Source organism: Mycolicibacterium arenosum, from assembly GCF_024320865.1.
Taxonomy (GTDB): Bacteria; Actinomycetota; Actinomycetes; order Mycobacteriales; family Mycobacteriaceae; genus Mycobacterium; species Mycobacterium arenosum.
Genome location: NZ_JANDBD010000009.1, coordinates 306,922 through 330,639, shown reverse-complemented (window position 1 = coordinate 330,639; position 23,718 = coordinate 306,922). Strand labels below are relative to the sequence as shown.

Here is a 23,718-nt window from a genome sequence, read left to right as displayed (position 1 = left end):
CCCTACGATCATCGTCGTGGCATCCCGGAAGAGCTCAGGCACGCGGGCGAAGGACACCGACCGCAACGACACCTGTCAGATACTCGACAGCGCGTTGGCCGACGGGCAGCTCTCGATGGAGGAGCACCGCACGCGCGTGACATCGGCCACCAGCGCGAGCACGCTCGGTGAGTTGCAGGCCCTGGTCTCCGATCTGCAGAACGACAACGCCCCGGTGCAGCTGCCCGATCTGAAACCGCCGCCGACGTTCGCATCGGCTGGCGGGGCCGGTCGAGCACGGGGTATCGGACTCGCGTTCTCGGCGGTGCTCGTATTGCTGGGCATCGCCATCGGCTGGGGCCTCTACGGGAACTCCTCCTCACCGTTCGACTTCACGACCGATCCCGGTGCCAAGTCCGACAACATCGAGGCCAAGGTGCTCACTCCGCCGCGCCAGTTGCACTCGCTCGGCGGGCTCAACGGGCTGTTCGAGCAGATGCGTCAGCGGTTCGGCGACACTCTGGGCTACAGCCTCACCGTCTACCCGGACTACGCCAGCCTCGACCGCGCGGATCCAGCCGAACCGCGCCGGGTCCTCGACTACACCTATCGCGGCGGCTGGGGCGACTCGACATCGGACTCGGCCAAGGGCGACGACGACGTGCTGGTCGACCTCGCCGCCATCGACGTGCCCGCTGTCGTCGCCGTCCTGCGCGGTGCGCCCCAGACCCTGGGGATCGAGCCCGCCGACGTCACCGGCACCTACCTGACGGTCGACCCCGCCAGGACCCCGGTGACGCCGGGCGAGCTGACTCTGTCCATCCACGTGTCGAGCGAACTCGGGGGCAGCGGACACATGCAGATTGACGGCAAAGGCCGACTGAAGAACATCAGCTATCCCTCCTGACCTCGGTCTTCGCGATTCGCGGCGCACTCCCGTAGCGCTCAATATATCGGCGCGATACACTTCGCCGAGGTGTCGAACCGTCGTAGCGCGTAGGTGAACAGGAGGTGATTCGACATGCTGGAGCTCGCCATCCTGGGCCTGCTGCTCGAATCGCCGATGCACGGCTACGAACTGCGTAAGCGCCTGACCGGCCTGCTCGGCGCGTTCCGCGCGTTCTCCTACGGCTCGCTGTACCCCGCGTTGCGGCGCATGCAGGCCGACGGACTCATCGTCGAGAACGCCGCCCCCGAGGGCATCAGCAAGGTGCGGCGCGCGCGGCGGGTCTACGAGCTGACCGACGCGGGCAAGAAGCGCTTCGCCGAGCTCGTCGCCGATACCGGCCCCCAGAACTACACCGACGACGGATTCGGTGTGCACCTGGCGTTCTTCAACCGCACCCCGGCCGAGGCCAGAATGCGGATCCTCGAAGGTCGTCGTCGCCAGGTGGAGGAACGGCGTGAAGGTCTGCGTGAAGCCATCGCGCGGGCCAGCAGCTCGTTCGACCGCTACACCAAGCAGCTGCATCAGCTGGGCCTCGAGTCCAGCGAGCGCGAAGTGAAGTGGCTCAACGACCTGATCGCGGCCGAACGCGTGGCACAGACGCCACCCGAGAACCAAACCTGAGCATCACCCACCACTGCACTGAGTTTCAGTAGAAGAAGGAGTCGCCATGTCCGAGAATGAAGTACGCGTCGCGATCGTCGGCGTCGGCAACTGCGCGTCCTCACTGGTGCAGGGTGTGCAGTACTACCAGGACGCCGACGAGAACGCCAACGTGCCCGGCCTGATGCACGTGAAGTTCGGTACCTACCACGTGCGCGACGTGAAGTTCGTCGCCGCGTTCGACGTCGACGCCAAGAAGGTCGGCTTCGACCTGTCCGAGGCGATCTTCGCCTCCGAGAACAACACCATCAAGATCGCCGACGTGCCGCCGACCGACATCGTCGTGCAGCGCGGACCGACGCTCGACGGCATCGGCAAGTACTACGCCGAGACCATCGAGATCTCCGACACCGAGCCCGTCGACGTCGTCAAGGCGCTCAAGGACGCGAAGGTCGACGTCATGGTGTCCTACCTCCCGGTGGGCTCCGAGGAGGCCGACAAGTTCTACGCCCAGTGCGCCATCGATGCGAACGTCGCGTTCGTCAACGCGCTGCCGGTGTTCATCGCCTCGGATCCGGTGTGGGCCAAGAAGTTCGCCGACGCCGGTGTGCCGATCGTCGGCGACGACATCAAGAGCCAGGTCGGCGCCACCATCACCCACCGCGTGATGGCCAAGCTGTTCGAGGATCGCGGCGTCACGCTCGACCGCACCTACCAGCTGAACGTCGGCGGCAACATGGACTTCAAGAACATGCTCGAGCGCGAGCGCCTGGAGTCGAAGAAGGTCTCCAAGACCCAGGCCGTGACGTCGAACCTGACCGGGTCGCTGGCGGGCAAGATCGAGGACAAGAACGTCCACATCGGCCCGTCGGACCACGTCGCCTGGCTCGACGACCGCAAGTGGGCCTACGTCCGCCTCGAGGGCCGCGCCTTCGGTGACGTGCCGCTGAACCTGGAGTACAAGCTCGAGGTGTGGGATTCGCCGAACTCGGCGGGCATCATCATCGACGCCGTGCGCGCCGCGAAGATCGCCAAGGACCGCGGCATCGGCGGCCCGATCATCCCCGCGTCGGCCTACCTGATGAAGAGCCCGCCGGAGCAGCTGCCGGACGACGTCGCCCGCACCCAGCTCGAAACCTTCATTACCGGTTAACCGATTTGCGTGTTGCAACCCGTGCTGAGCGCGGGTTGCAACACGCAAATCGCTATGGTGGGTCGGTGGTTGCCGATGAAGACCTCGCAGGTCTCGACGAATTCGGGCTGCTAGCCGAGAACGCCGAGCAGATCGGAGCTCTCGCGCCGCTGCCCCCGGTTGCGCGCCTCGACCTCGGGGAGATCAGTGCGATCAGGTGGGGTGACACGTCCCCGGAGATCGTGTTCCTGCACGGTGGCGGCCAGAACGCGCACACCTGGGACACCGTGATCCTCGGCATCGGCGTGCCCGCCCTGGCGATCGACCTGCCCGGTCACGGCCGCTCCGCATGGCGCGAGGACGGCGACTACGGGCCACGGCTCGCCGCGGAGAAGATCATCCCGGTGCTGCGTGAGCACGCGCCGTCGCCGAGGCTCGTCGTCGGGATGTCCCTCGGCGGACTGACGGCGCTGCGCATCGCCGCGACCGCGCCCGATCTGGTGCGCGAGTTGGTGCTCGTCGACGTCACGCCGTCGGCGCCCGAGCGACACGAGGAGATGACCAAGGCGCAGATGGGCACCGTGGCGCTGGTACAGGGCGACCGCACCTTCCCGTCGTTCCGGGACATGCTGGAGGTGACCGTCGCGGCGGCGCCGCACCGCGACCGGAACTCGTTGCGCCGCGGCGTTTTCCACAACAGCAAGCGCCTGGACGACGGCACCTGGACATGGCGCTACGACTCGTTCCGCAAGGGGGACGGGTTCCTCAACCTCTGGGACGACGTGCCCGCCATCACGATGCCGACGACCCTGGTGCGCGGCGCCAACTCGTTCTTCGTCAACGACGAGGACGCCGACGCCTTCGCCAAGGGCGCGCCGGGCTTCCAGCGCACGCACATCGTCGCCGACGCCGGCCACTCCGTCCAGGGCGATCAGCCCGCCAAGCTGGTCAAGATCCTGAAAAGCATTCTGGCAGGCTGACTTTTCGATTCCCCGACAACGGGTAGCCCGTACCGATGACAACCCCCGCAGAACCCGTCGAGCCGCTGACCCCGGCCGAGACACCCGAACGCCTCGCGCCGGTCGAGGTACCCGAGCGGCTCATCCCGGACCCACCGCCGCCGGCCCCCGAACCCGAGTCCGCGTAAGACCCCTGTTGTTCACCTGAGCGTTCACAGCCGTCTCCCCGGCGTCGGTAACTTCACGCGCAGCGCGGCCGCAGCCCCGGCCGACGTTTTCTGGTGTGTGAGACCGCCCGAGAGGACATTGCCGCATGGCGCTGCTGCCGTTGAACCTGTTCGTCCAGCACGACGGAAAGTCGGCGCGTCAGCGCGTCACATGCCGGTTCAAATGCGCCGAGGCCTGCTTCCATCCCGCCCCTAACACCAGCGACAACGAGTACTTCGGCGACATCGTGCGCCAAGCGCTGTCCCGCCGCGCCATGCTGCGCTCCAGCGCGGTCACCGTGCTCGCCGTCGGCGCGGGCAGCGCGTTAGCCGCGTGTGGCACCGACGCGGATCCGGGTGCCGCCTCGAGCAGTTCCGCGGCGCCCGCGGAGCCCGTCACCCCGCCGGGGATGAACTTCGCGGCGATCGCGCCCAACAGCGAGGACGTCGTCGTCATCCCCGAGGGCTACCGGCAGAAGGTCGTCATCAGCTGGGGGGATCCCGTCCTGCCGGGCGCGCCGGTGTTCAACGTGAACGCGCAGACCGGCGCGGCCCAGCGCCAGCAGTTCGGCTTCAACAACGACTTCGCCGGGCTGCTGCCGATCGAAGGACAGGCCAACCGCTTCCTGCTGGTCACCAATCACGAATACGCGACGCCGCAGTTCATGTTCCCCGGCTACAACCCGGACGCGCCGACCCGCGAGCAGTTCGACATCGAAGTCGCCTCGATGGGTCTGACGGTCGTCGAGGTCGAGCGCGGTCCCGACGGACTCCGCCCGGTGATGGGCCGCTACAACCGTCGCATCACCGCCGACACCCCGATGACGCTGACCGGACCAGGCGCGGGCACCGAGTTCGTGAAGACCGCGGCCGACCCTACCGGCCGCACCGTGGCGGGCACCTTCGCCAACTGCGCGGGCGGGGTAACCCCCTGGGGCACGGTCCTTTCCGGCGAGGAGAACTTCCACAGCTACTTCGGCGCACCAGAAGGAGCGCCCGCTCCCGAGGGGGCCACGGCGGCGCGGTTCAAGCGGTACGGCCTCAAGCTCGAGCCGTCCGAACTCAAGTGGGAGGACTTCGATCCGCGCTTCGATGTCGCTAAGACGCCGAATGAGGTCAACCGGCACGGCTACATCGTCGAGGTCAACCCGTGGGATCCGAACTCGAAGCCCGTCAAGCACTCCGCGATGGGCCGCTTCAAGCACGAGGGCGCCAACGTCTACGTCACCGACGACGGCACCGTAGTCGCCTACACCGGTGACGACGAGCGCTTCGACTACATGTACAAGTTCGTGTCGAGCAAGAAGGTGCAGCCCGGTACCACGCCGGAAGCCATGGCGCACAACATGTCCCTGCTCGACGAGGGCACGCTGTACGTCGCGAAGCTCAGCAGCGAGATCCCGGCCGGCGAGATCGACGGTTCCGGCACGCTGCCCGCCGGCGGTGCGTTCGAGGGCAGCGGGACCTGGCTGCCGCTGCTGACGTCCGGCCCGAACGGGCAAGGCGAGTCGATGGTCGACGGCTTCACCGCACAGGAGGTCGCCGTCTTCACCCGGCTGGCCGCCGATAAGGCGGGTGCGACCAAGATGGACCGGCCCGAGGACTTCGAGGCGAACCCGAAGACCGGCAAGGTCTACGTCGCGCTCACCAACAACAGCGAGCGCGGTGCCGAGGGGGAGGCCGGCGTCGACGCGGCGAATCCCCGCAACGACAACAAGAACGGTCAGGTTCTCGAGTTCACCGACGACCACGCGGGCACGACGTTCCAGTGGAACCTGCTGCTGGTCTGCGGTGATCCCGCCGCCGCCGACACCTACTACGGCGGGTTCGACAAGACCAAGGTCAGCCCGATCTCCTGCCCCGACAACCTGGCGTTCGACAGCCACGGCAACCTGTGGATCTCCACCGACGGCAACGCGCTGGACTCCAACGACGGACTGTTCGCCGTCGCGCTCGACGGCCCCAACCGCGGTGAGACCAAGCAGTTCCTCACCGTGCCGCTCGGTGCGGAGACCTGCGGCCCGGTCGTCACCGACGATCTGGTGACGGTGTGCGTGCAGCACCCGGGCGAGAACGACGAGAACAGCATCGACGACCCGCTGTCGCGCTGGCCCGAGGGCGGCAACGGCACCGCGCGGCCCTCGGTGGTGGCGGTGTGGCGCGACGGCGGCAACATCGGGGTCTAGTTTGCGTCTGTTCGCGGGAGATGGGGTAAGGAGAGACACATGACCTCCACTCCCCGGCCGATTCGCATCGGCGTCCAACTGCAGCCTCAGCACTCCCCCAACTACGGACCGATGCGCGACGCGGTCAAGCGCGCCGAGGACATGGGTGTCGACGTCGCGTTCAACTGGGATCACTTCTTCCCGCTGTACGGCGACCCGGACGGCGCGCACTACGAGTGCTGGACGATGCTCGGCGCCTGGGCGGAGCAGACGTCGCGCATCGAGATCGGCGCACTGGTGACGTGCAACTCCTACCGCAATCCGGAGTTGCTCGCCGACATGGCCCGCACCGTCGACAACATCTCCGACGGTCGGCTGATCCTCGGCATCGGCTCGGGGTGGAAGGAGAAGGACTACGAAGAGTACGGCTACGAGTTCGGCACCGTCGGCAGCCGACTCGACGACCTGGCCCTGGCGATGCCCCGCATCGTGTCACGCCTGGGTAAGCTGAATCCCGCTCCGGTGCGCGATATTCCGATCCTCATCGGCGGTCAGGGCGAGCAGAAGACGCTCAAGCTCGTCGCGCAGTACGCCCACATGTGGCACGGCTTCACCACCCCCGAGACCTACCCGCGCAAGGCCGAGATTTTGGCGCAGCACTGCGAGCAGATCGGCCGCGACCCCGACGCCATCGAGCGCTCGGCCGGAGTGGAGAACAACAGCGGCGTCGCCCGCGGCGAGGGCCTCGACGCGCTGATCGCCAACGCGGAGGCCCTCGTCGGCCTCGGCGTCACGCTGCTGACCGTGGGAGTCAACGGCCCGGACTACGACCTGTCCACCGCCGAGGCGCTGGTGCGCTGGCGCGACGCGCGGAGCTGATCACCACATCAGTCCGCGGATCATCTCCACCGGCGGAACATCCTCCACCGCAACGATGCCCACGGGCGCGCGGCAGACCCAGTCGATGACGTTGACCACACGGGCGGCCGTCGACATGCAGCCGGCATCGGTCGTGTCGTACACGGGATGCGAGACGTGCGTGTTGACCTCGACGCGCGGCTCCCCCTCCACGAGGACGCGGTGCACACCGGTCTTGCCGTCCGGTGGGTAGTCCCACTCCGGTGCCGCCGCGGCGGTGAGGCGATTGATGTGCTCCATCGTGATGACGGGCACCCCGTTGCGAACGCCCTCCACCGCGAATCGCGCGGCGGCCATCCCGCCGGGTTCGACCGTGGTCATCGTGCAGTCGATCCGTTCGGTGGCGAACCAGGGTTCGACACGCTGCCGGAGTTCGTCGAGTTCGATCCCGAGGTGCCCGGCGAGGCTGCGGACCGGGCCGCCCCACATCGAGGTGAGCACCCCCGGCAGGAACAGCATCACCGATTCCATCGCATCGGCCGGCATGCCGAATCCCATTGCGTTGCCGGTGAACTCGTAGTCGTCGTAGTTGGCGTAGTCGAAGATCTCCTGCACGGTGATCGACCGCGCCCTGGTCACCAGGCTCAGGGCGGTGTACACCTCGGTGTCACCGGAGAAGCCGGGGTCGATGCCGTTGACGTACAGCGACGTTCCGCCCGCCTCGCACGCCTGCTGCAACGGATCGCGCAGCCAGCCGTCGGCCTGCCGCGGAGCGACGAGCCACACCATCGACGTCGCCACCACGTTGACTCCCGCGGTGAGGAAGCCCGCCATCTGTTCGATGGCCTCCATCGGCCGCGTCTCGCCCTGCGACGTGTAGACGACGCAGTCCGCGCCGAGCGTCAGCAGTGCGTCGACGTCGTCGGTCGCGATGACCCCCGTCGGGTCGGGCCACCCGCACAGCTCCGCGGCGTCGCGGCCGACCTTACCGGGATTCGACGCGTGCACGCCGACGAGCTGCAGGTCTGGCCTCCCGATGATCGCCCGCAGCGAGTGCCGCCCGACATTGCCAGTCGAGAACTGGATGACCCTGCGAGCTTCGCTGACCATAGTCAGTGAGTCTATCCGCTGGTAACTTCTGGGGAGCAGGGTTCAGTCAGGTCGGCAGGCGGGAGGCACGCGATGGCGACGTCGGAGGGCCTGTCGGTCCGAGAGGCGAAGCGGCTCCAGACGCGTGAACGACTCTTCGGCGCCGCGGTCGCCGAGTTCAAGCGCGCGGGAATGGCCGAGGCCGACGTCGGCGCGATCGTCGCGTCCGCGGGCGTCGCGCACGGCACGTTCTTCTTCCACTTCCCCACGAAGGAACACGTGCTACTCGAGATGGAGCACCGGGAGGAGGAGCGCATCGCCGGCCAGTTCGGCCGTTTCGTCGCCAAGGACCACGACCTGGCCGACGCGTATCGGGAGGCGGTCCGGCTGGTCATCGCGATCGAGCGGAGATTCGGCGCGGTGCTCTTCAAAGACCTTCTAGCCCTGCATTTCTCGCCCACCCGTCCGCAGTCGGAGGGTGCCGAGGACCACGCGCTCATCGTCCTGGTGGCCCGCGAGCTCGACCTGGCGAAGGAACGCGACGAGGTGGCCGCCGACGTGATTCCGATCAACAGCGCGGTGTTCTTCCTGCTCGGTCTCTACGCGTTGTTGACCACAACGGCGAACTGGGAGCTGCGCGACGACATGATCGCCGACTACGTCAAGCGCAGCCTGCAGGCCGTTCGCGCTTAACCGCCCATCAGGGGCTGCCCGGCTGCTGAGCGGCGGCCTCCCGCGCCACCCGCTCGTCGTGCCGCCGCACCAGTTCGCGGAACCCGAGCCGTTCGTACTGCGGCGTCGGCTGGATGCCCCACTCGTCCCGGGCGGTGTCCTTGCCCTCAGCGCCCTCGGGCGGGCCGAGGATCGGGTAGGGGAACTGGCACTCCAGCGCGTCATCGGAGTACCGGACCTTCAGCAGTTCGCTGCAGATCTGGGTGAGGCTCAGCGTCGGATAGCCGTAGTAGACCGCCATGAAGGGCAGCGTGAAGGCGCCCTCCAGGACGAGCGCGACGAGGCACACCAGGACCGCGCGCTTGATCCACTTGTGCATGTTGGCGTAGTACGGCGTGGTGCCGGGCGGGAGGTCGTCGGCCGACTCCTGGGTGGTGTCCGGGGCAGTCACAGTGTCTCCTTCAGTCCGAGAAGATCTCGCGGTTGACGGTGTGCAGGTACGGGATGGCCAGGAACGGCGTGATGTAGAAGATGTCGTAGAGCCACCAGCCGATGACGGGGAAGATGGTGCCCGCGTAGCGCACGTCGGCGTACATGGTCATGTTGAAGACGTAGAGGATCCAGATGAGCACGCCCATCCAGCAGGTGACGATCATCCACTGGTGGCCCCAGCGTTTCAGCTGCAGGAAGCCGATCGCCGCGGCACATCGCATCGCGAACACGGTGAGGATCATTCCGAAGACCATCGACTTCTCGCCCGGCCCCGCGGCGCCGCCCACCCACGCCTCGTTGTAGTGCCAGAAGTAGCCGGCGTCGAACATGTAGCCCCAGCCCACCATCAGGACCCGGTTGATCAACGTGTGGTTGGCCACCAGGTCCAGCGCCCAGCCCAGGCTGTTCAGCATGCCGTCGATCAGCACCAGATAGCCGATCAGCGTCACGATCATCGGCCGCACCGACAGCCCGGCCCGAAGCGCCTGGCGCTGCAGGTACACCCCGCGCAGGAAGATCGGCAGCCCGATGACGCCCGGCGCCCACATCCCCATCAGCCCGGCACCGACGATCATCCACTTGTCGGCTCGCCGCTGCGCGCTGCGCGATTCGTCGTGGTGCTCGTCGTGGCCGACGGATTCCCCTGTGTCGCTGCGTCTTCGAAGCAGCGGCAGGTTCACAGGTCCCACCACCCCCGCGCGAACGACATGTACAGCTGGATGCCGAACATGATCAGCAGGTAGCCGTAGATGAAGATCTGGAAGACGATGAGCGCGCGCTTGCGCTTGCGTTCCCTCTGATCGACCACGGGGGCTCCCTTCCTAGAGCAGGCTGGCCGCCGCGACTTCGCGGAGACCCTCGGTGATGGCGCCGTCGGTGCTGAGCGGCGCGAGGATGCACGCCTCGGCGGCGTCGAGTTCGCTTGCGCCCGCGGTGATCAGCTGGGCGGCGGTCACGAGCACCCTGGTGGACGGCGGCTCGAAGTGGAACGCCGCGTCGGCGGTTCGAATGGCGTTGGCGCACTGAACCAACCGGTGCGCCGCGGCGAGCTCGATGCCCGTCTCCGCGACGACCACCTCCGCCTCGCGGTCGCTCGGCAGATATCCCATCGGGAGCGTCGCGAAGCGCTGCCGGAACGACGGCTTGAGCTCCTTCAGCGAGCTGCGGTAGGCGGGGTTGTACGAGCACACCAGCATGAACTCGTCCGGTGCGTGCACCACCTCGCCTGCGCGGTCGAGGTAGAGCGCGCGACGGTGATCGGTCAGCGAGTGCAGGATCGCGAGCGAGTCGTGCCGCGCCTCGACGACCTCGTCGAGATAGCAGATCGCGCCCGTCTTGACGGCTCTCGTCAACGGACCGTCGGTCCACACCACGTCGCCGCCGGTGACCGTGAAGCGCCCGACCAGGTCGGAACTCGTCAGGTCGTCGTGGCAGCTGATGGTGACGACGGGTCGACCCAGCAGGGTGCCCATGTGCTCGACGAGTCGGGTCTTCCCACATCCGGTCGGGCCGGTCAGCATCACCGGAACCCTGCGGTGGAACGCCTGCTCGAAGAGCCGAACCTCGGTGCCGCCCGCGTAGTACGTGTCGTTGCTCATCGTTCCTCCTCAGGCCGAGACCAGTTCGCGGTGCACGTGCGCCAACACCCGAGGCAGTTCTTCGACGCGCCGAATGCGTTGCGAGCGCCTGGGTCCGAACACCTCGGGCAGCGGATCCACCCGGGTCGGTCCGACGCCGACGTAGTAGACCGAGACACCCGCGTCGTTGGCCTCCTCGACGGCGTGCGCGGCGTCGGCCCAGGCGTAGCGCCCCTCGTATCCCTCGTCGGAGATCATGCCGTCGCCGATCACGATCAGCAGCCGGCGTTCGGACTGCTGGGCGAGGAGCCGACTGGTGAGGTGGCGGATGGGCGCGCCGAGACGGGTGTATCCGCCGGTGACCAGACCCGCGCCACTGGGCGGGAGGAAACGCGGGTCGGTGAAGTCCTTCAGACACGTCACCTCGACGCGGTGCCGGGTGTTCCCGGTGAACACGAAGACGCCGTGCCTCTCGCGAGCGCGCGTCATCGCACGGGAAAGGGCGTCAGCACAGGACAATTCGAGCCGGAACACCCGCCCGCCGTGCACTCCGAGCGACGAGCTGCCGTCCAGGAGCAGCGCGGTGGTGACGTCGCGATTGCTCGGCAGCAGCTCGCGGAACACCCGCGGCTCCCCCGCCTCCCCCGTGCGCACGTCGAGGTAGTGGCTGACGTAGCGATCGACGTCCAGGTCCGAGCCGTCCTCCAGGCCTCCCGTCATCGAGCGGTGGGTGTGCTCCTCGAACCACTCGCGCAGGTCGGCCGAGGACGTCGTGGCCCGCCCGACCGCGGTGTCGCGAGGGCGTTCGAGCACCGCGACGTGATCGGTGAGGAACGTCTTCGTCCACGCGTTCCACTCCGGGTACGGAATCCCCGGCCGGTGCTCGGGGGTTCGGTCGATGTCGTTGTCCTGCGGCCGACTCGGCGGCGGCAGGTTCGGGTTGCGGACTCCGCCGTCGCCGCCGACGGGCACCGAGTACGGCTGCGGCATCCGTTTCTGCGTCGTGGTCCACGGCATCCTGCCGAAGCGCCGCACCAGCTTGTCGGTCCATCCTGTGGGCGCCGTGGCGGCCGTGGACAGCCGGCCGAGCAGTGGGTTGACGTCCTGGCCGTCGTCGTCGGCGCGGGCCAGGTCGATCGCGCGCCGGACCATGGCCTCGGCGTCGGTGTCGGCGTCCCCCGGCTCCAGCTCGGGTGCCACGCGCTGCACTTCGGCGACCAGTCCCGGCCATCTCGCCGTTATCCAGCCGAGTGCGACGCCCGCCTCGACGCGGGTCAGCGCACGCAGTTCGCGTGCGGACAGCTCGTTGAGGTGGAACTGCGCGAGCCGTTCCTTGGACGGTGAACACTGCAGGGCGACACCGCACGTCACCGTTCTGCGAGTCCAGCCACGGGGTATCGGATACGGCACGTGCACGGTGTGGCCCGACGCGTTGAGGCTGAAGGCGCGGTTCGTCCCGGTGACCAACCGCGCCCCGTCGCGGCGTTCGCCGCTCAGCGCGACGGCAGTCAGAGCGCAGCTGCGTTCGAACGCCATCGCCGACGCGTCCGCGAGCTCAGCCACGGTTCGCTCCCCGTGGTGTCAGAACGTCCCGATGTTGGAGAACATCCAGTACCAGAACCAGATGATCAGGCCCGTTCCGCCCCAGGCCGCGACGTAACGCAGGATCTCCCACACGTAAGCCATCTATCGACCTCTCCACGATCGCTTCTTTGTAGTCGTGTCAGTGACTTCAGTCAATACAACCACTCCGGTCAGTCCGAGAAGATCTCGCGGTTGACGGTGTGCAGGTACGGGATGGCCAGGAACGGCGTGATGTAGAAGATGTCGTAGAGCCACCAGCCGATGACGGGGAAGATGGTGCCCGCGTAGCGCACGTCGGCGTACATGGTCATGTTGAAGACGTAGAGGATCCAGATGAGCACGCCCATCCAGCAGGTGACGATCATCCATTGGTGGCCCCAGCGCTTCATCTGCAGGAAGCCGATCCCCGCCGCGATCCGCATCGTGAAGACGGTGAGGATCATTCCGACTTCCATCGCCTTCTCGCCCGGCCCCGCGGCGCCGCCGATCCAGAGCTCGTTGTAGTGCCAGAAGTAGCCCGCGTCGAAGAAATAGCCCCAGCCGTTCAACAACACTCGCGCCAACAGGCTGTGATTGGCCATCACGTCCAGCGCCCACCCCACGGTGTTGATCGCGGCGTCGATGATGACGAGGTACCCGATCAGCGTCACGATCATGGGCCGCACGGAGAGGCCTTCGCGCTGCGCCTTCCGCAGCAGCCAGATGCCGCGCAGGAACAGCGGAAGCCCGAAGAGCCCCAGCACCGCGGTGCCGATCAGCAGCGACCCCGCGATGAGCCACCTGTCGGCCTGCCGCTGGGCCGCCCGCGACCGTTCGTCGTGATCGTCGAAACCCGACGAGTCGACCGGACGCCGTGAGGCGGAGTCGGACGCGCGCCACGGCGTAAGAGATGCCAAGGGGTTCCTCCGGAGTGTCGTCAACCGCTTCGATTGCTGACCTTAGTCAACGACTTGGCGTTCGGGAAGCACCATCAGGGGTTGCGCGTCGGGCGCGGCAGCGTGAGACACTTCAGCGGCCATGCCCAAGAAGTACGGGGTCAAAGAGAAGGACCAGGTCGTCGCGCATGTCGTGAACCTGATCCTGACGGGGAAACTGCGCTCCGGCGATCGGTTGGACCGCAACGAGGTCGCCAGGGAACTCGGGCTGAGTCGCGTCCCCGTGTCGGAGGCCGTCGTCCAGCTCGAGCACACGGGCGTGCTGTCGACGCGCTACCACCGCGGTGCCTACGTCGAACGCTTCGACGAGAGCGTCCTGATCGAGAACCACGAACTGCACGGGGTGCTGAGCGGCATCGCGTCGGCGAGGGCGGCCGCCCATCCCACTCCCAAGATCGTTCATCAACTCGAGAAGCGTCTGGACAAGCTGCAGGCGAGCGTCGAGACACGCCTCTTCCACGAGAACGCGTGGCGGTACCGCAAGGTCATCAACGAGGCGTACGCGGGTCCCCGGCTCACCGCGGCGATCAACGCCGCGCAGATCTTCATGCCCCCCGAGTTCTGGTCCACCTATCTGGGCAGCCACGACGAGATCCTGCCCTTCTACGAGGCCGAGACAGCGGCCATCGCCGCCCGCGAACCAGGTGCCGCCCGCGCGGCGTGCGTCGACCGCTCCGAGGTGCTCGGCCGGATCATGCTGAGCGAACTGATCAGGCGGCGCGTCCTCGGTCCCGACACGATGACCGACGGAGCCCTCGCCGGAGTGCTCTGAGTGAGCCCAACCCGTGGCACGCGCCGCGCGGGACGCTACGTTTCGAACATGACGCGACTACGGAAGTCGGCTGTCCTGGCGCTGATCGCGCTGGCGGTCCTCACCCTCACCTGGGCGCCGCCCGCCGCGGCCGACGATCAGTGCGCACCGCCGGGCGTCGAGAGCGCGAGCGCGCTGCCCACCAACCTCGCCGCCGCGGCGGGTGGGCCCGGTGAAGATAAATACACGACACCGAACGTCCAACCGCTGGCCTCGGTGAACCGCGACGCGCTCGGCCTCGGCACGCCGGGGGTGCTCACCGTCGGCACGCTCTCGGACGCGCCGCCCAGCATCTGCATCGACGCCGCGGGGCAGTTCACCGGGTTCGACAACGAGTTGCTGCGGGCGATCGCCGAGAAGCTCGGTCTGCGCGTGAACTTCGTCGGTACCGAGTTCTCCGGGCTGCTCGCCCAGACGGCGTCGCGCCGCTTCGACGTCGCCTCGTCGTCGATCACCACCACCGACGCGCGCCGCCAGACCGTCGGATTCACCAACGGCTACGACTTCGGCTACTTCTCGCTGGTTGTGCCAACGGGTTCGGCGATCACCGGGTTCGACGAGCTCGCGGCGGGCCAGCGCATCGGCGTGGTGCAGGGCACGGTGCAGGAGGCCTACGTCGTCGACACGCTCGGCCTCGATCCGGTGAAGTTCCCCGACTACAACACCGTCTACGCGAGCCTGAAGACACGGCAGATCGATGCGTGGGTCGCGCCGTCGCAGCAGGCGTCGGGCACCGTGCAGCCGGGCGACCCCGCAGAGATCATCGAGAACACCTTCAGCCTGGACAACTTCGTCGCCTACGCGGTCGCCAAGGAGAACAAACCGCTCATCGACGCGCTGAACTCCGGCCTCGACGCCGTGATCGCCGACGGCACGTGGGCCAGGCTCTACTCCGACTGGGTACCGCGTGCCCTGCCACCCGGCTGGAAGCCCGGCTCCAAGGCGGCCCCGCTGCCGCAGTTACCGGACTTCGCCGCGATCGCCGCCGAGCAGCAACCCGGCGCCGGCACCGACACCGCCGTCGGCCCCAAGTCCACACTGTCCCAACTGAAGGACTCGTTCCTCGACTGGGACCTGTACAAGCAGGCGATCCCGGACCTGTTCCGCACCGGGCTGCCCAACACGCTGATCCTCACGGTGTGCGCCAGCGTCATCGGCCTCGTGCTCGGCATGCTGCTTGCGGTGGCGGGCATCTCGCGCTCGCGGTGGCTGCGCTGGCCGGCCAGGGTCTACACCGACGTGTTCCGCGGGCTGCCGGAGGTGGTGGTCATTCTGGTCATCGGGCTGGGGGTCGGCCCGGTCGTCGGCGGGCTCACGGGCAACAACCCGTATCCGCTCGGCATCGCCGCGCTCGGCCTGATGGCGGGCGCCTACGTCGGCGAGATCCTGCGCTCCGGTATCCAGAGCGTCGAGGCGGGACAGCTCGAAGCCTCTCGCGCACTGGGTTTCAGCTACTCGGTGTCGATGCGGCTGGTCGTGATCCCGCAGGGCGTGCGCCGCGTGCTGCCCGCCCTGGTGAACCAGTTCATCTCGCTGCTGAAGGCGTCGTCGCTGGTGTACTTCCTCGGCCTGATCGCCAGCCAACGCGAGCTGTTCCAGGTCGGCCGCGATCTCAACGCGCAGACCGGCAACCTGTCCCCGCTGGTCGCCGCCGGGCTGTTCTACCTGATGCTGACGATCCCGCTGACACACCTCGTCAACTACATCGACAACCGCCTGCGCCGGGGGCGCGCCGTCACCGAACCCGATGACCCATTGGACCCGGCCAGCCCGGCACGAACCCAGGAGATGGTGTGAGCGCGCCAACACTCGAGCCGGTTTCGCTGGCCGCCAACGACATTCACCTCTCCTTCGGTCCGAACGCGGTGCTCCGCGGCGTCGACCTCGACGTGCCGGCCGGGACGACGACCGCGGTCATCGGACCGTCCGGCTCCGGGAAGTCAACGCTGCTGCGCACGCTCAACCGGCTCTACGAGCCGGATCGCGGCGACATCCTGCTCGACGGTCGCTCGGTGCTGAAGGACAACCCCGACGAGTTGCGGCAGCGGATCGGCATGGTGTTCCAGCAGTTCAACCTCTTCCCGCACCGCACGGTGCTGGACAACGTGACGCTGGCACCCCGCAAGCTCAAGGGCATGGCCGTCGATGCGGCGCGCGAACTCGGCCTCGCCCAGCTGGAGCGAGTCGGACTGCGCCACAAGGCAGATGTCCGGCCGGCCACGCTGTCGGGCGGCCAGCAGCAGCGCGTCGCCATCGCCCGCGCCCTGGCGATGAGTCCGCAGCTGATGTTCTTCGACGAGGCCACCTCGGCGCTGGACCCCGAGCTCGTTAAGGGCATCCTGTCGCTCATCGCCGAGCTCGGTGCCGACGGGATGACGACGGTCGTCGTCACCCACGAGATGGGCTTTGCTCAGTCGACGTCGGACGCGGTCGTCTTCATGGATCGCGGCCGAGTCGTCGAGTCGGGGCCACCCGCCAGGATCTTCGAGGCCGCCGAGACGGATCGGCTGCAGCGATTCCTGTCACAGGTTCTGTAAACCCGGTCATTCAGCCTCGCTCGGACGACAACAGGTTAGACTGCCAAAATTATGGTGGACACCGAACCGCAGGTCACTGAGCTGGCAGGAGAGCTCCAGGCGACGCTGTCGAAGCTCTTCTCGGTGCTCCGCCGTACCGACTCCAATCGCAGCGCGAGCGAGCCCGGCGCGGATTTGACGCTCGCGCAGCTGTCGATCCTGCTGACCCTGCTGGACCAGGGTCCGATGCGGATGACCGAGCTGGCCGCCCACGAGCGGGTACGGACCCCGACGACCACCGTGGCTATTCGCCGCCTCGAGAAGCTCGGCCTGGTGAAGCGCTCCCGTGACCCGTCGGACCTGCGCGCCGTTCTCGTCGACGTGACGCCTCGCGGACTGGTCCAGCACCGTGAGGCACTCGCGACCCGGCGTGCCGCGCTCGGAGCGATGCTGGGCAAGCTGACGACGGAGGAGCGCAGCACGCTCGCCGCCGCCCTGAAGCCGCTGGCCCGGTTGGCCGAGCAGGCCGAGGGCTGAGCCCAGCAGCCGAAATGTGCGGCTAGCCCAGCCAATCCAGGACGGCAGCCGCGGTCCACGACTGCTGCATGCTGCCGAGCGGCTCGCCGGAGAACGGCTCGTAGTACTCGGCGAAGGTCCCGTCGCTGGCCTGCCGGAGCCCCTCGCGGCGCAACATCGCCGACCGTTCGGCCCAGCCCCGCCGCGCGAAGCACCAGGAGAACAGCCATGTCGTCACCGGCCACACCGGGCCGCGCCAGTACTCGCGCTGCCGGAAGTCACGGGACACCGGCGACGTCGACGGGATGCACGCGTACTTCAGGTCGGGATGTCCGCAGAAACGCGGTCCCTCCAGCAGTCGCAGCAGCGCGCGCTCCCTGTCGTGCGGCAGCCCGCCGCACAACAGCGGGGCGAACTGCGCGATGGTCTCCGTCGCGATCCACCGCTCGGCGCGCAGATCGTAATCCCTTGCCGCACCGCTACGTTCGTCGGTCGTCTCGACTACTCCGCGGCGGAATCGCTCGGCCCAGCCGTACAGGTCGCGCACGTCGGAGTGCGGACGCTTGTAATCCTCGCCGATCTCGGCGAGGACGGTGCACGCCACCGAGAGGATCGCGGAGACGAACACGTCCTCTACCGCGAAGCTCATCACCTTGGGCAGCAGTTCGTCGTCGTAGCGCGCCGACTTCATCTCCTCGAGCAGCCACAGGTACCGGTCGTACTCGGTGTCCGACGGACGCTGCGAGGCGTCGGTGTTGATCTTGTTGTCCTCGCGCTGATACTCGGGCACGTTGCCGGGAATCACGTTGGCGTAGGCGCTGTCCCACCGCGGCGAGTTGTCCATGCCGGATTCCCAGCCGTGGTACACGGTGACGCGGCCGCGGCCGTTCGGATCACGGGCCTCGGCCAGCCAGCGATGCCAGCGCACCAGGTCGCTCCACCGCCGGTCGAGGAACGACTCCGCCACCGCCCGCGTGGACCGGCCGCGGGTCTTCGCGTGGTCGAGGATGCGCTGGACCGCGATCGCGTGCACGGGAGGCTGCGTGATGCCCGAGGTGTGCCTCGTCTTGGGTGCCGCAGCGGCCAGCGCCGACGTCGCCCAGCGCGCCGGGCCGGGAAAGTACCCGTCGACGCCGTTGGCGAACACGATGTGCGGGATCATCCCGTTGGACCACTGCGCCGAGAGCAGCGTGTCGAGTTCCACGACCGCCCGCTCCACACTCAGCGGCGCCAGCCCGATCGAGACGAACGCCGCGTCCCAACTCCACATGTGGGGGTAGAGCAGCGGCGCCGCGGTGGTCATGGCGCCCAGGTCATTGCCGCGCAGCAGATAGGCGGCGCGGGCCGCGAGCTGGGTGGGCGCGAAGCTGGGATCGGGTGGCATTCCCTCAATGATGCGACGTGCGGGCGGAAATCGCAGGTCGGTAGGGTCGGTTCTATGCCTACCGCGATGATCACGGGTGCCTCCGCGGGCCTTGGCAGGGCCATCGCGACCGCGCTGGCGCCCACCCACACCCTGTTCCTGGCCGGCCGGCCGTCGAGTCGGCTCGATCGTGTCGCCGAGGAGTTCGGCGCCACGACCTGGCCCGTCGACCTGGCGAACACCGAGGACATCGAGACGGTCGTCGAGCCCATCGTCGAGCTCGACGTGCTCGTCCACAACGCCGGTGTCGCCTATCCCGGCCGCGTCGGCGAGTCCGCGGTCGAGGAGTGGTCGGCCACCATGGCTGTCAACCTGCTCGGCCCGGTGGCACTGACGCTGGCGTTGCTGCCCGCGTTGCGCGCTGCCCGCGGGCACGTGGTGTTCATCAACTCCGGATCGGGCATCAACGCGTCGCCGGGGCTGGCGTCGTACTCGGCGAGCAAGTTCGCCCTGCGCGCCTTCGCCGACTCGCTGCGAGCCGACGAACCGGCGCTGCGCGTGACGTCCATCCACCCCGGCCGCATCGACACCGACATGCAGCGCGACCTCATCGCCTACGAGGGGCGCGAGTACGTGCCCGAGCAGTTCCTCACCCCGGAGACGGTCGCGGCCGCGGTCGCGCAGGCGGTGGCGACGCCGCTCGACGCGCACGTCCACGAAGTGGTCATCCGGCCGCGATGAACGTTCACGAGGCCTCGATCGCGGAGTTGCGCGCGGCGCTGGAATCCGGGCGGACCACGGCCGTCGCCCTGCTCGACGCGTACCTCGCTCGCATCGCCGCCTACGACGCCGAGCTCACCGCGATCGTCGTCGCCGACCCCGGCGCACGGGCCGCCGCCGAGGCGTCCGACGAACGCCGCCGCGCCGGCAACGTGCTGAGCCCGCTCGACGGGATCCCCTACACCGTGAAGGACAGCTACCTGGCTCGTGGGCTGATCATCGCGGCGGGCAGCCCGGCGTTCGCCGAGCTTGTCGCGCAGCACGACTCGTTCGCCGTCGGCCGGTTGCGCGCCGGGGGTGCGGTGCTCATCGGGCTGACCAACATGCCGCCGATGGCCAACGGCGGTATGCAGCGCGGCCTCTACGGCCGTGCCGAAAGCCCCTACAACGCATCGTTTCTCACCGCGCCGTTCGGCTCCGGCTCGTCGAACGGCTCCGGCACCGCGACGGCGGCGTCGTTCTGCGCCTTCGGCATCGGCGAGGAGACGTGGTCGTCGGGACGCGGGCCCGCGTCGAACAACGCCCTGTGCGCCTACACCCCGTCGCGGGGCGTCATCTCGACACGCGGCGGGTGGCCGCTGGTTCCGACGATGGACGTCGTCGTGCCGCACACCCGCTCGATGCCCGATCTGCTCGAGGTGCTCGACGTGCTGGTCGCCGCCGACTCCGACACCCGCGGTGATTTCTGGCGGGCCCAGCCGTGGCTGTCGATCCCGGCAGTCGACGACGTGCGGCCGGCGTCGTACCCGGCGCTCGCGTCTGGGCCGGAAGTGTTGTCGGGCAAGCGGTTCGGCGTGCCCCGGATGTACGTCAACGCCGACGCGGACGCGGGTGTGGGCGCGACCGGCATCGGCGGACCGACGGGTCAGCGCATCGAGACGCGGCCGTCGGTGCTCGACCTGTTCGAGGACTCCAGGGCCGACCTGCGCGCCGCGGGGGCCGAGGTCGTCGACGTCGACTTCCCGGTCGTGACCAACTACGAGGGTGACCGCGCGGGTGCGCCGACGCTCGCGACGCGGGGCTGGGTGACGCCGGAGTACCTGCGGCGCGAACTCGTCGACCTCTCCGCCTGGGCGTGGGACGACTTCCTCGCCGCCAACGGCGATCCCGCACTGAACCGGCTCGCCGACGTCGACGGCGCCACTATCTTCCCGCATCCGCCCGGCGCGCTGCCCGACCGCTACACCGGATTCGACGACGACATCGCCGGTTACCCGGCGTTCGTCCGGGCCCATCCGCGGTCGTCCTTCGTCGACATCCCCGACCTGGCAGCGGGATTGACGGCGCTGGAGCGAACCCGGCGCGCCGACCTCGAGGACTGGATGGACGAACTGCGGCTCGACGCGGTGATCTTCCCCGCGGTGGCCGACGTCGGGCCCGCCGACATGGACGTCAACCCGGCGTCAGCGGACCTGGGCTGGCGCAACGGCGTCTGGGTCGCGAACGGCAACTTGGCGATTCGGCACCTCGGCATCCCCACCGTCACGGTCCCCATGGGCACGATGGCCGATACCGGCATGCCGGTCGGGCTGACCTTCGCGGGCCGCGCCTACGACGACAACACCCTGCTGACCTACGGCACCGCCTTCGAGGCGCTCGGCAGCCGCCGCACCGCACCGGCGCGCACACCACCCCTGTGATCAGAGGACGATGTTCACCATGCGTCCGGCGACGACGATGATCTTCTTCGGGGTCTTGCCGTCGACGAACGCCACGACCTTCTCGTCCGCCAGTGCCGCCGCCTCGACCGCGTCGGCGTCCGCGTCGGCCGACACTGTGATTCGGCTGCGGACCTTGCCGTTGATCTGCACCGGGTACTCGACGGTGTCCTCGACGAGGTACGCCGGGTCCGCCACCGGGAACGGGCCGTGCGCCAGCGACGTGTCGTGACCCAGCCGTCGCCACAGCTCCTCGGCCAGGTGCGGCGCCAGCGGCGCGACCATGAGCACCAGCGGTTCGATCGCGGCGCGCGCCGTCACCCCCTCCTTGGTGAGGTGGTTGGTGTACTCGATCAGCTTGGCGGCCGCCGTGTTGTTGCGCAGTGCCGCATAGTCTTCCGAGACTCCGGCGATGGTCTTGTGCAGCTGGCGCAGCGTCTCGTCGGTCGGCGACCCGTGCTCGGCGACGCGCTCCTCGCCGGTCTGCTCGTCGACGACCACGCGCCACACCCGCTGCAGGAAGCGGTGCGCACCGACGACGTCCTTGGTCGCCCACGGTCGCGACGCCTCCAGCGGTCCCATCGACATCTCGTAGACCCGCAGCGTGTCGGCGCCGTACTCGTCGCAGATCTCGTCGGGTGACACCGAGTTCTTCAGGCTCTTGCCGATCTTGCCGAACTCCTGGTTGACCTGAATGTCTCCGGATGATCCTGGTAGATAGAACTTCCCGTCGCGCTCAACGACGTCCGCAGCGGGCACATAGCTGCCGCGCGAATCGGTGTAGGCGAACGCCTGGATGTAGCCCTGGTTCACCAGCCGGCGGTACGGCTCGCGCGACGTGACGTGGCCGAGGTCGAACAGGACCTTGTGCCAGAACCGCGAGTACAGCAGGTGCAGCACCGCGTGTTCGACGCCGCCCACGTACAGGTCGACACCGCCGGGGTCGTCGGGGCCGTGCTCGGCGGGCCGCGGCCCCATCCAGTAGGCCTCGTTCTCCTTGTCGCAGAACGCTTCCGAGTTGTGCGGGTCGGCGTAGCGCAACTCGTACCAGGAACTGCCCGCCCACTGCGGCATCACGTTCGTGTCGCGGGTGTACGGCTTCAGACCGTCACCGAGGTCCAGTTCGACGTTCACCCAGTCGGTGGCCTTCTGCAGCGGCGGCGACGGTTCGGTGTCGGCGTCCTCGGGATCGAACTGCACCGGGGCGTAGTCGGGGATGTCGGGCAGCTCGACCGGCAGCTGCGACTCCGGCAGCCCGTGCGCGCGGCCGTCGGCGTCGTACACGACGGGAAACGCTTCGCCCCAGTACCTTTGGCGGGCGAACAGCCAGTCCCGCAACTTGTACTCGATGCGGGCGCGGCCGTGGCCGTCGGCCTCCAGCCGGGCGATGATCGCCTCCTTGGCCGAGGTGACGCTCAATCCGTCGAGATAGCCGCTGTTGACCATGGTGCCGTCCCCGCCGTAGGCCGCCAGGGAGACGTCGCCACCCGTGACCACCTCGACGATGGGCAGCCCGAACTCGGTCGCGAACTCCCAGTCGCGCTGATCCCCGCTGGGCACCGCCATGATGGCACCGGTGCCGTAGCCGATCAGCACGTAGTCGGCGATGAAGATCGGGATCCGCGCGCCGTTGACCGGGTTGGTGGCGTAGGCGCCGATGAACACGCCGGTCTTCGACTTGTGTTCCTGGCGTTCCAGATCCGTCTTCGCGGCGATCGACGCGCGGTAGGCGGCGACGGCCTCGCCCGGGGTGGCGGCCCCGAACGTCCACCGCTCGTCGGTGCCGTCGGGCCACCGCGCGGCGACCAGGGTGTCGACCAGCTCGTGCTCGGGCGCCAGCACCATGTACGTCGCGCCGAACAGCGTGTCGGGCCGAGTGGTGAACACCTCGATGTCCGAGGCGTCGGTGCCGAACCGGACCTCGGCACCCGTCGAGCGGCCGATCCAGTTGCGCTGCATGGCCTTGACCTTGTCCGGCCAGTCCAGCACGTCGAGATCCTCGAGCAGCCTGTCGGAATACGCGGTGATGCGCATCATCCACTGCCGCAACCGCTTCCGGAACACCGGGAAGTTGCCGCGATCGCTGCGCCCCTCCGAGGTCACCTCCTCGTTCGCGAGCACGGTGCCCAGGCCGGGACACCAGTTCACCATCGAGTCCGACCGGTAGACCAGCCGGTAGCCGTCGATCAGATCGGCGCGCTGCCCCGCCGACAGCTCCGCCCAGACACTGCCGTCGGCCGGGGTGCGGGCACCCGAGGAGAACTCGTCGATCAGCTCGTCGATGCGGCGGGCGCGGTTGAGCTCGGGATCGAACCAGGCGTTGTAGATCTGCAGGAAGATCCACTGTGTCCACTTGTAGAAGTCCACGTCCGTGGTGGCGAAGCTACGCCGCGAGTCGTGGCCCAGCCCCAGCCTGCCGAGCTGGCGACGGAAGTTGACGATGTTGGCCTCGGTGCGCGTGCGCGGATGCGTACCGGTCTGCACGGCGTACTGCTCGGCGGGGAGACCGAACGCATCGAACCCCAAGGCGTGCAGGACGTTGCGCCCCGTCATCCGGAAGTACCTGGCGTAGACGTCGGTCGCGATGTAGCCGAGAGGGTGCCCGACGTGCAGTCCCTCACCCGACGGGTACGGGAACATGTCCTGGACGAACATCTTGTCGGCGGGCACCGCGGACGGGTCGTCGGGCGCCAGCGAGCCGACGGGGTTGGGCACGTGGAAGGTACCGAGGTCGGCCCAGGCCTCCTGCCAGGTCCGCTCGATCTCGCCCGCTAGCGCCGCGCTGTAGCGGTACGGCGGTGTGTCCTGCCCAGCGTCTTGCCCGTCTGTCACGCGATCAGGGTAGTCAACGGCGTTGGTATCGGTTCCATTGCAGAC

23 protein-coding genes are annotated in these 23,718 nt (G+C 68.2%); 14 read left to right on the top strand and 9 right to left on the bottom strand.

Annotated elements, in window-relative coordinates:
* The first annotated feature begins 16 nt into the window (after positions 1–16).
* From NM203_RS22490 to NM203_RS22460, 7 genes are all read left to right on the top strand, one after another.
* On the top strand, positions 17–886 hold the full coding sequence (locus NM203_RS22490; RefSeq protein WP_255062654.1) for a DUF1707 SHOCT-like domain-containing protein: 870 nt from the start codon (positions 17–19) through the stop codon (positions 884–886).
* A gap of 114 nt (positions 887–1,000) precedes the next feature.
* Positions 1,001–1,549, top strand: a complete 549-nt coding sequence (locus NM203_RS22485) for a PadR family transcriptional regulator (protein WP_255062653.1) — start codon at positions 1,001–1,003, stop codon at positions 1,547–1,549.
* 46 nt (positions 1,550–1,595) lie between these two features.
* Positions 1,596–2,681: an inositol-3-phosphate synthase gene (locus tag NM203_RS22480; protein WP_255062651.1), complete on the top strand. Its 1,086-nt coding sequence runs from the start codon at positions 1,596–1,598 to the stop codon at positions 2,679–2,681.
* Positions 2,682–2,746: 65 nt separating this feature from the next.
* Positions 2,747–3,640 carry an Rv0045c family esterase gene (locus NM203_RS22475; protein WP_255062650.1) on the top strand — a complete coding sequence of 298 codons (894 nt, stop codon included), beginning with the start codon at positions 2,747–2,749 and terminating at the stop codon, positions 3,638–3,640.
* Between the two features lie 35 nt (positions 3,641–3,675).
* Positions 3,676–3,807: a hypothetical protein gene (locus NM203_RS22470; protein WP_255062649.1), complete on the top strand. Its 132-nt coding sequence runs from the start codon at positions 3,676–3,678 to the stop codon at positions 3,805–3,807.
* 125 nt (positions 3,808–3,932) lie between these two features.
* Positions 3,933–6,011, top strand: a complete 2,079-nt coding sequence (locus NM203_RS22465; RefSeq protein ID WP_255062648.1) for a PhoX family protein — start codon at positions 3,933–3,935, stop codon at positions 6,009–6,011.
* A gap of 39 nt (positions 6,012–6,050) precedes the next feature.
* Entirely contained in the window at positions 6,051–6,869 is an 819-nt protein-coding gene (locus NM203_RS22460; RefSeq protein ID WP_255062647.1) for an LLM class F420-dependent oxidoreductase, read from the top strand.
* Here NM203_RS22460 and NM203_RS22455 read toward each other — a convergent pair whose 3' ends face one another.
* The gene (locus tag NM203_RS22455; RefSeq protein WP_255062646.1) at positions 6,870–7,958 is read right to left on the bottom strand and encodes an NAD(P)H-dependent amine dehydrogenase family protein; all 1,089 of its coding nucleotides are present in this window, start codon (positions 7,956–7,958) and stop codon (positions 6,870–6,872) included.
* A gap of 72 nt (positions 7,959–8,030) precedes the next feature.
* On the opposite strand from NM203_RS22455, the gene NM203_RS22450 reads away from it, so the two are divergent.
* Complete coding sequence (locus NM203_RS22450; protein ID WP_255062645.1) at positions 8,031–8,630, top strand: TetR/AcrR family transcriptional regulator; 600 nt, start codon at positions 8,031–8,033, stop codon at positions 8,628–8,630.
* Positions 8,631–8,637: 7 nt separating this feature from the next.
* Here the strand turns inward: NM203_RS22450 and NM203_RS22445 are convergent, their stop codons facing one another.
* From NM203_RS22445 to NM203_RS22420, 6 genes are all read right to left on the bottom strand, one after another.
* Positions 8,638–8,988 carry a hypothetical protein gene (locus tag NM203_RS22445; protein ID WP_408633394.1) on the bottom strand — a complete coding sequence of 117 codons (351 nt, stop codon included), beginning with the start codon at positions 8,986–8,988 and terminating at the stop codon, positions 8,638–8,640.
* Positions 8,989–9,070: 82 nt separating this feature from the next.
* Positions 9,071–9,781, bottom strand: a complete 711-nt coding sequence (locus NM203_RS22440; protein WP_255062643.1) for a hypothetical protein — start codon at positions 9,779–9,781, stop codon at positions 9,071–9,073.
* Positions 9,778–9,909 carry a hypothetical protein gene (locus tag NM203_RS22435; protein ID WP_255062642.1) on the bottom strand — a complete coding sequence of 44 codons (132 nt, stop codon included), beginning with the start codon at positions 9,907–9,909 and terminating at the stop codon, positions 9,778–9,780. The genes NM203_RS22440 and NM203_RS22435 overlap by 4 nt, the downstream gene beginning before the upstream one ends.
* Positions 9,910–9,922: 13 nt before the next feature.
* Complete coding sequence (locus tag NM203_RS22430; RefSeq protein WP_255062641.1) at positions 9,923–10,699, bottom strand: CbbQ/NirQ/NorQ/GpvN family protein; 777 nt, start codon at positions 10,697–10,699, stop codon at positions 9,923–9,925.
* A gap of 9 nt (positions 10,700–10,708) precedes the next feature.
* Complete coding sequence (locus NM203_RS22425) at positions 10,709–12,214, bottom strand: nitric oxide reductase activation protein NorD (protein ID WP_303625058.1); 1,506 nt, start codon at positions 12,212–12,214, stop codon at positions 10,709–10,711.
* A 218-nt stretch (positions 12,215–12,432) separates the two neighbouring features.
* On the bottom strand, positions 12,433–13,035 hold the full coding sequence (locus NM203_RS22420; RefSeq protein ID WP_408633393.1) for a hypothetical protein: 603 nt from the start codon (positions 13,033–13,035) through the stop codon (positions 12,433–12,435).
* Between the two features lie 244 nt (positions 13,036–13,279).
* Here NM203_RS22420 and NM203_RS22415 point away from each other — a divergent pair, with 244 nt between their 5' ends.
* From NM203_RS22415 to NM203_RS22400, 4 genes are read left to right on the top strand one after another with little or no spacing between them, the layout of a single operon-like run.
* Positions 13,280–13,969, top strand: a complete 690-nt coding sequence (locus NM203_RS22415; protein WP_255062638.1) for a GntR family transcriptional regulator — start codon at positions 13,280–13,282, stop codon at positions 13,967–13,969.
* A gap of 48 nt (positions 13,970–14,017) precedes the next feature.
* Positions 14,018–15,805: an ABC transporter substrate-binding protein/permease gene (locus NM203_RS22410; protein WP_255062637.1), complete on the top strand. Its 1,788-nt coding sequence runs from the start codon at positions 14,018–14,020 to the stop codon at positions 15,803–15,805.
* Positions 15,802–16,545: an amino acid ABC transporter ATP-binding protein gene (locus NM203_RS22405; RefSeq protein ID WP_308212844.1), complete on the top strand. Its 744-nt coding sequence runs from the start codon at positions 15,802–15,804 to the stop codon at positions 16,543–16,545. The genes NM203_RS22410 and NM203_RS22405 overlap by 4 nt, the downstream gene beginning before the upstream one ends.
* 51 nt (positions 16,546–16,596) lie before the next feature.
* Positions 16,597–17,061, top strand: coding sequence for a MarR family winged helix-turn-helix transcriptional regulator (locus NM203_RS22400; RefSeq protein ID WP_255062636.1), 465 nt, complete (start codon positions 16,597–16,599; stop codon positions 17,059–17,061).
* Positions 17,062–17,083: 22 nt separating this feature from the next.
* On the opposite strand, the gene ggh is transcribed toward NM203_RS22400, so the two are convergent.
* Positions 17,084–18,424 (bottom strand): glucosylglycerate hydrolase, encoded by a 1,341-nt coding sequence (gene ggh, locus NM203_RS22395; protein ID WP_255062635.1) that lies wholly within the window; start codon positions 18,422–18,424, stop codon positions 17,084–17,086.
* 54 nt (positions 18,425–18,478) lie between these two features.
* Here ggh and NM203_RS22390 point away from each other — a divergent pair, with 54 nt between their 5' ends.
* Positions 18,479–19,144 carry an SDR family oxidoreductase gene (locus NM203_RS22390; RefSeq protein ID WP_255062634.1) on the top strand — a complete coding sequence of 222 codons (666 nt, stop codon included), beginning with the start codon at positions 18,479–18,481 and terminating at the stop codon, positions 19,142–19,144.
* Positions 19,141–20,823: an amidase gene (locus NM203_RS22385; protein ID WP_255062632.1), complete on the top strand. Its 1,683-nt coding sequence runs from the start codon at positions 19,141–19,143 to the stop codon at positions 20,821–20,823. Before NM203_RS22390 ends, NM203_RS22385 begins: the two co-directional genes overlap by 4 nt.
* Here the strand turns inward: NM203_RS22385 and leuS are convergent, their stop codons facing one another.
* Entirely contained in the window at positions 20,824–23,673 is a 2,850-nt protein-coding gene (gene leuS / locus NM203_RS22380) for a leucine--tRNA ligase (protein WP_255062631.1), read from the bottom strand. It lies immediately after the preceding gene.
* Between the last annotated feature and the right edge of the window lie 45 nt (positions 23,674–23,718).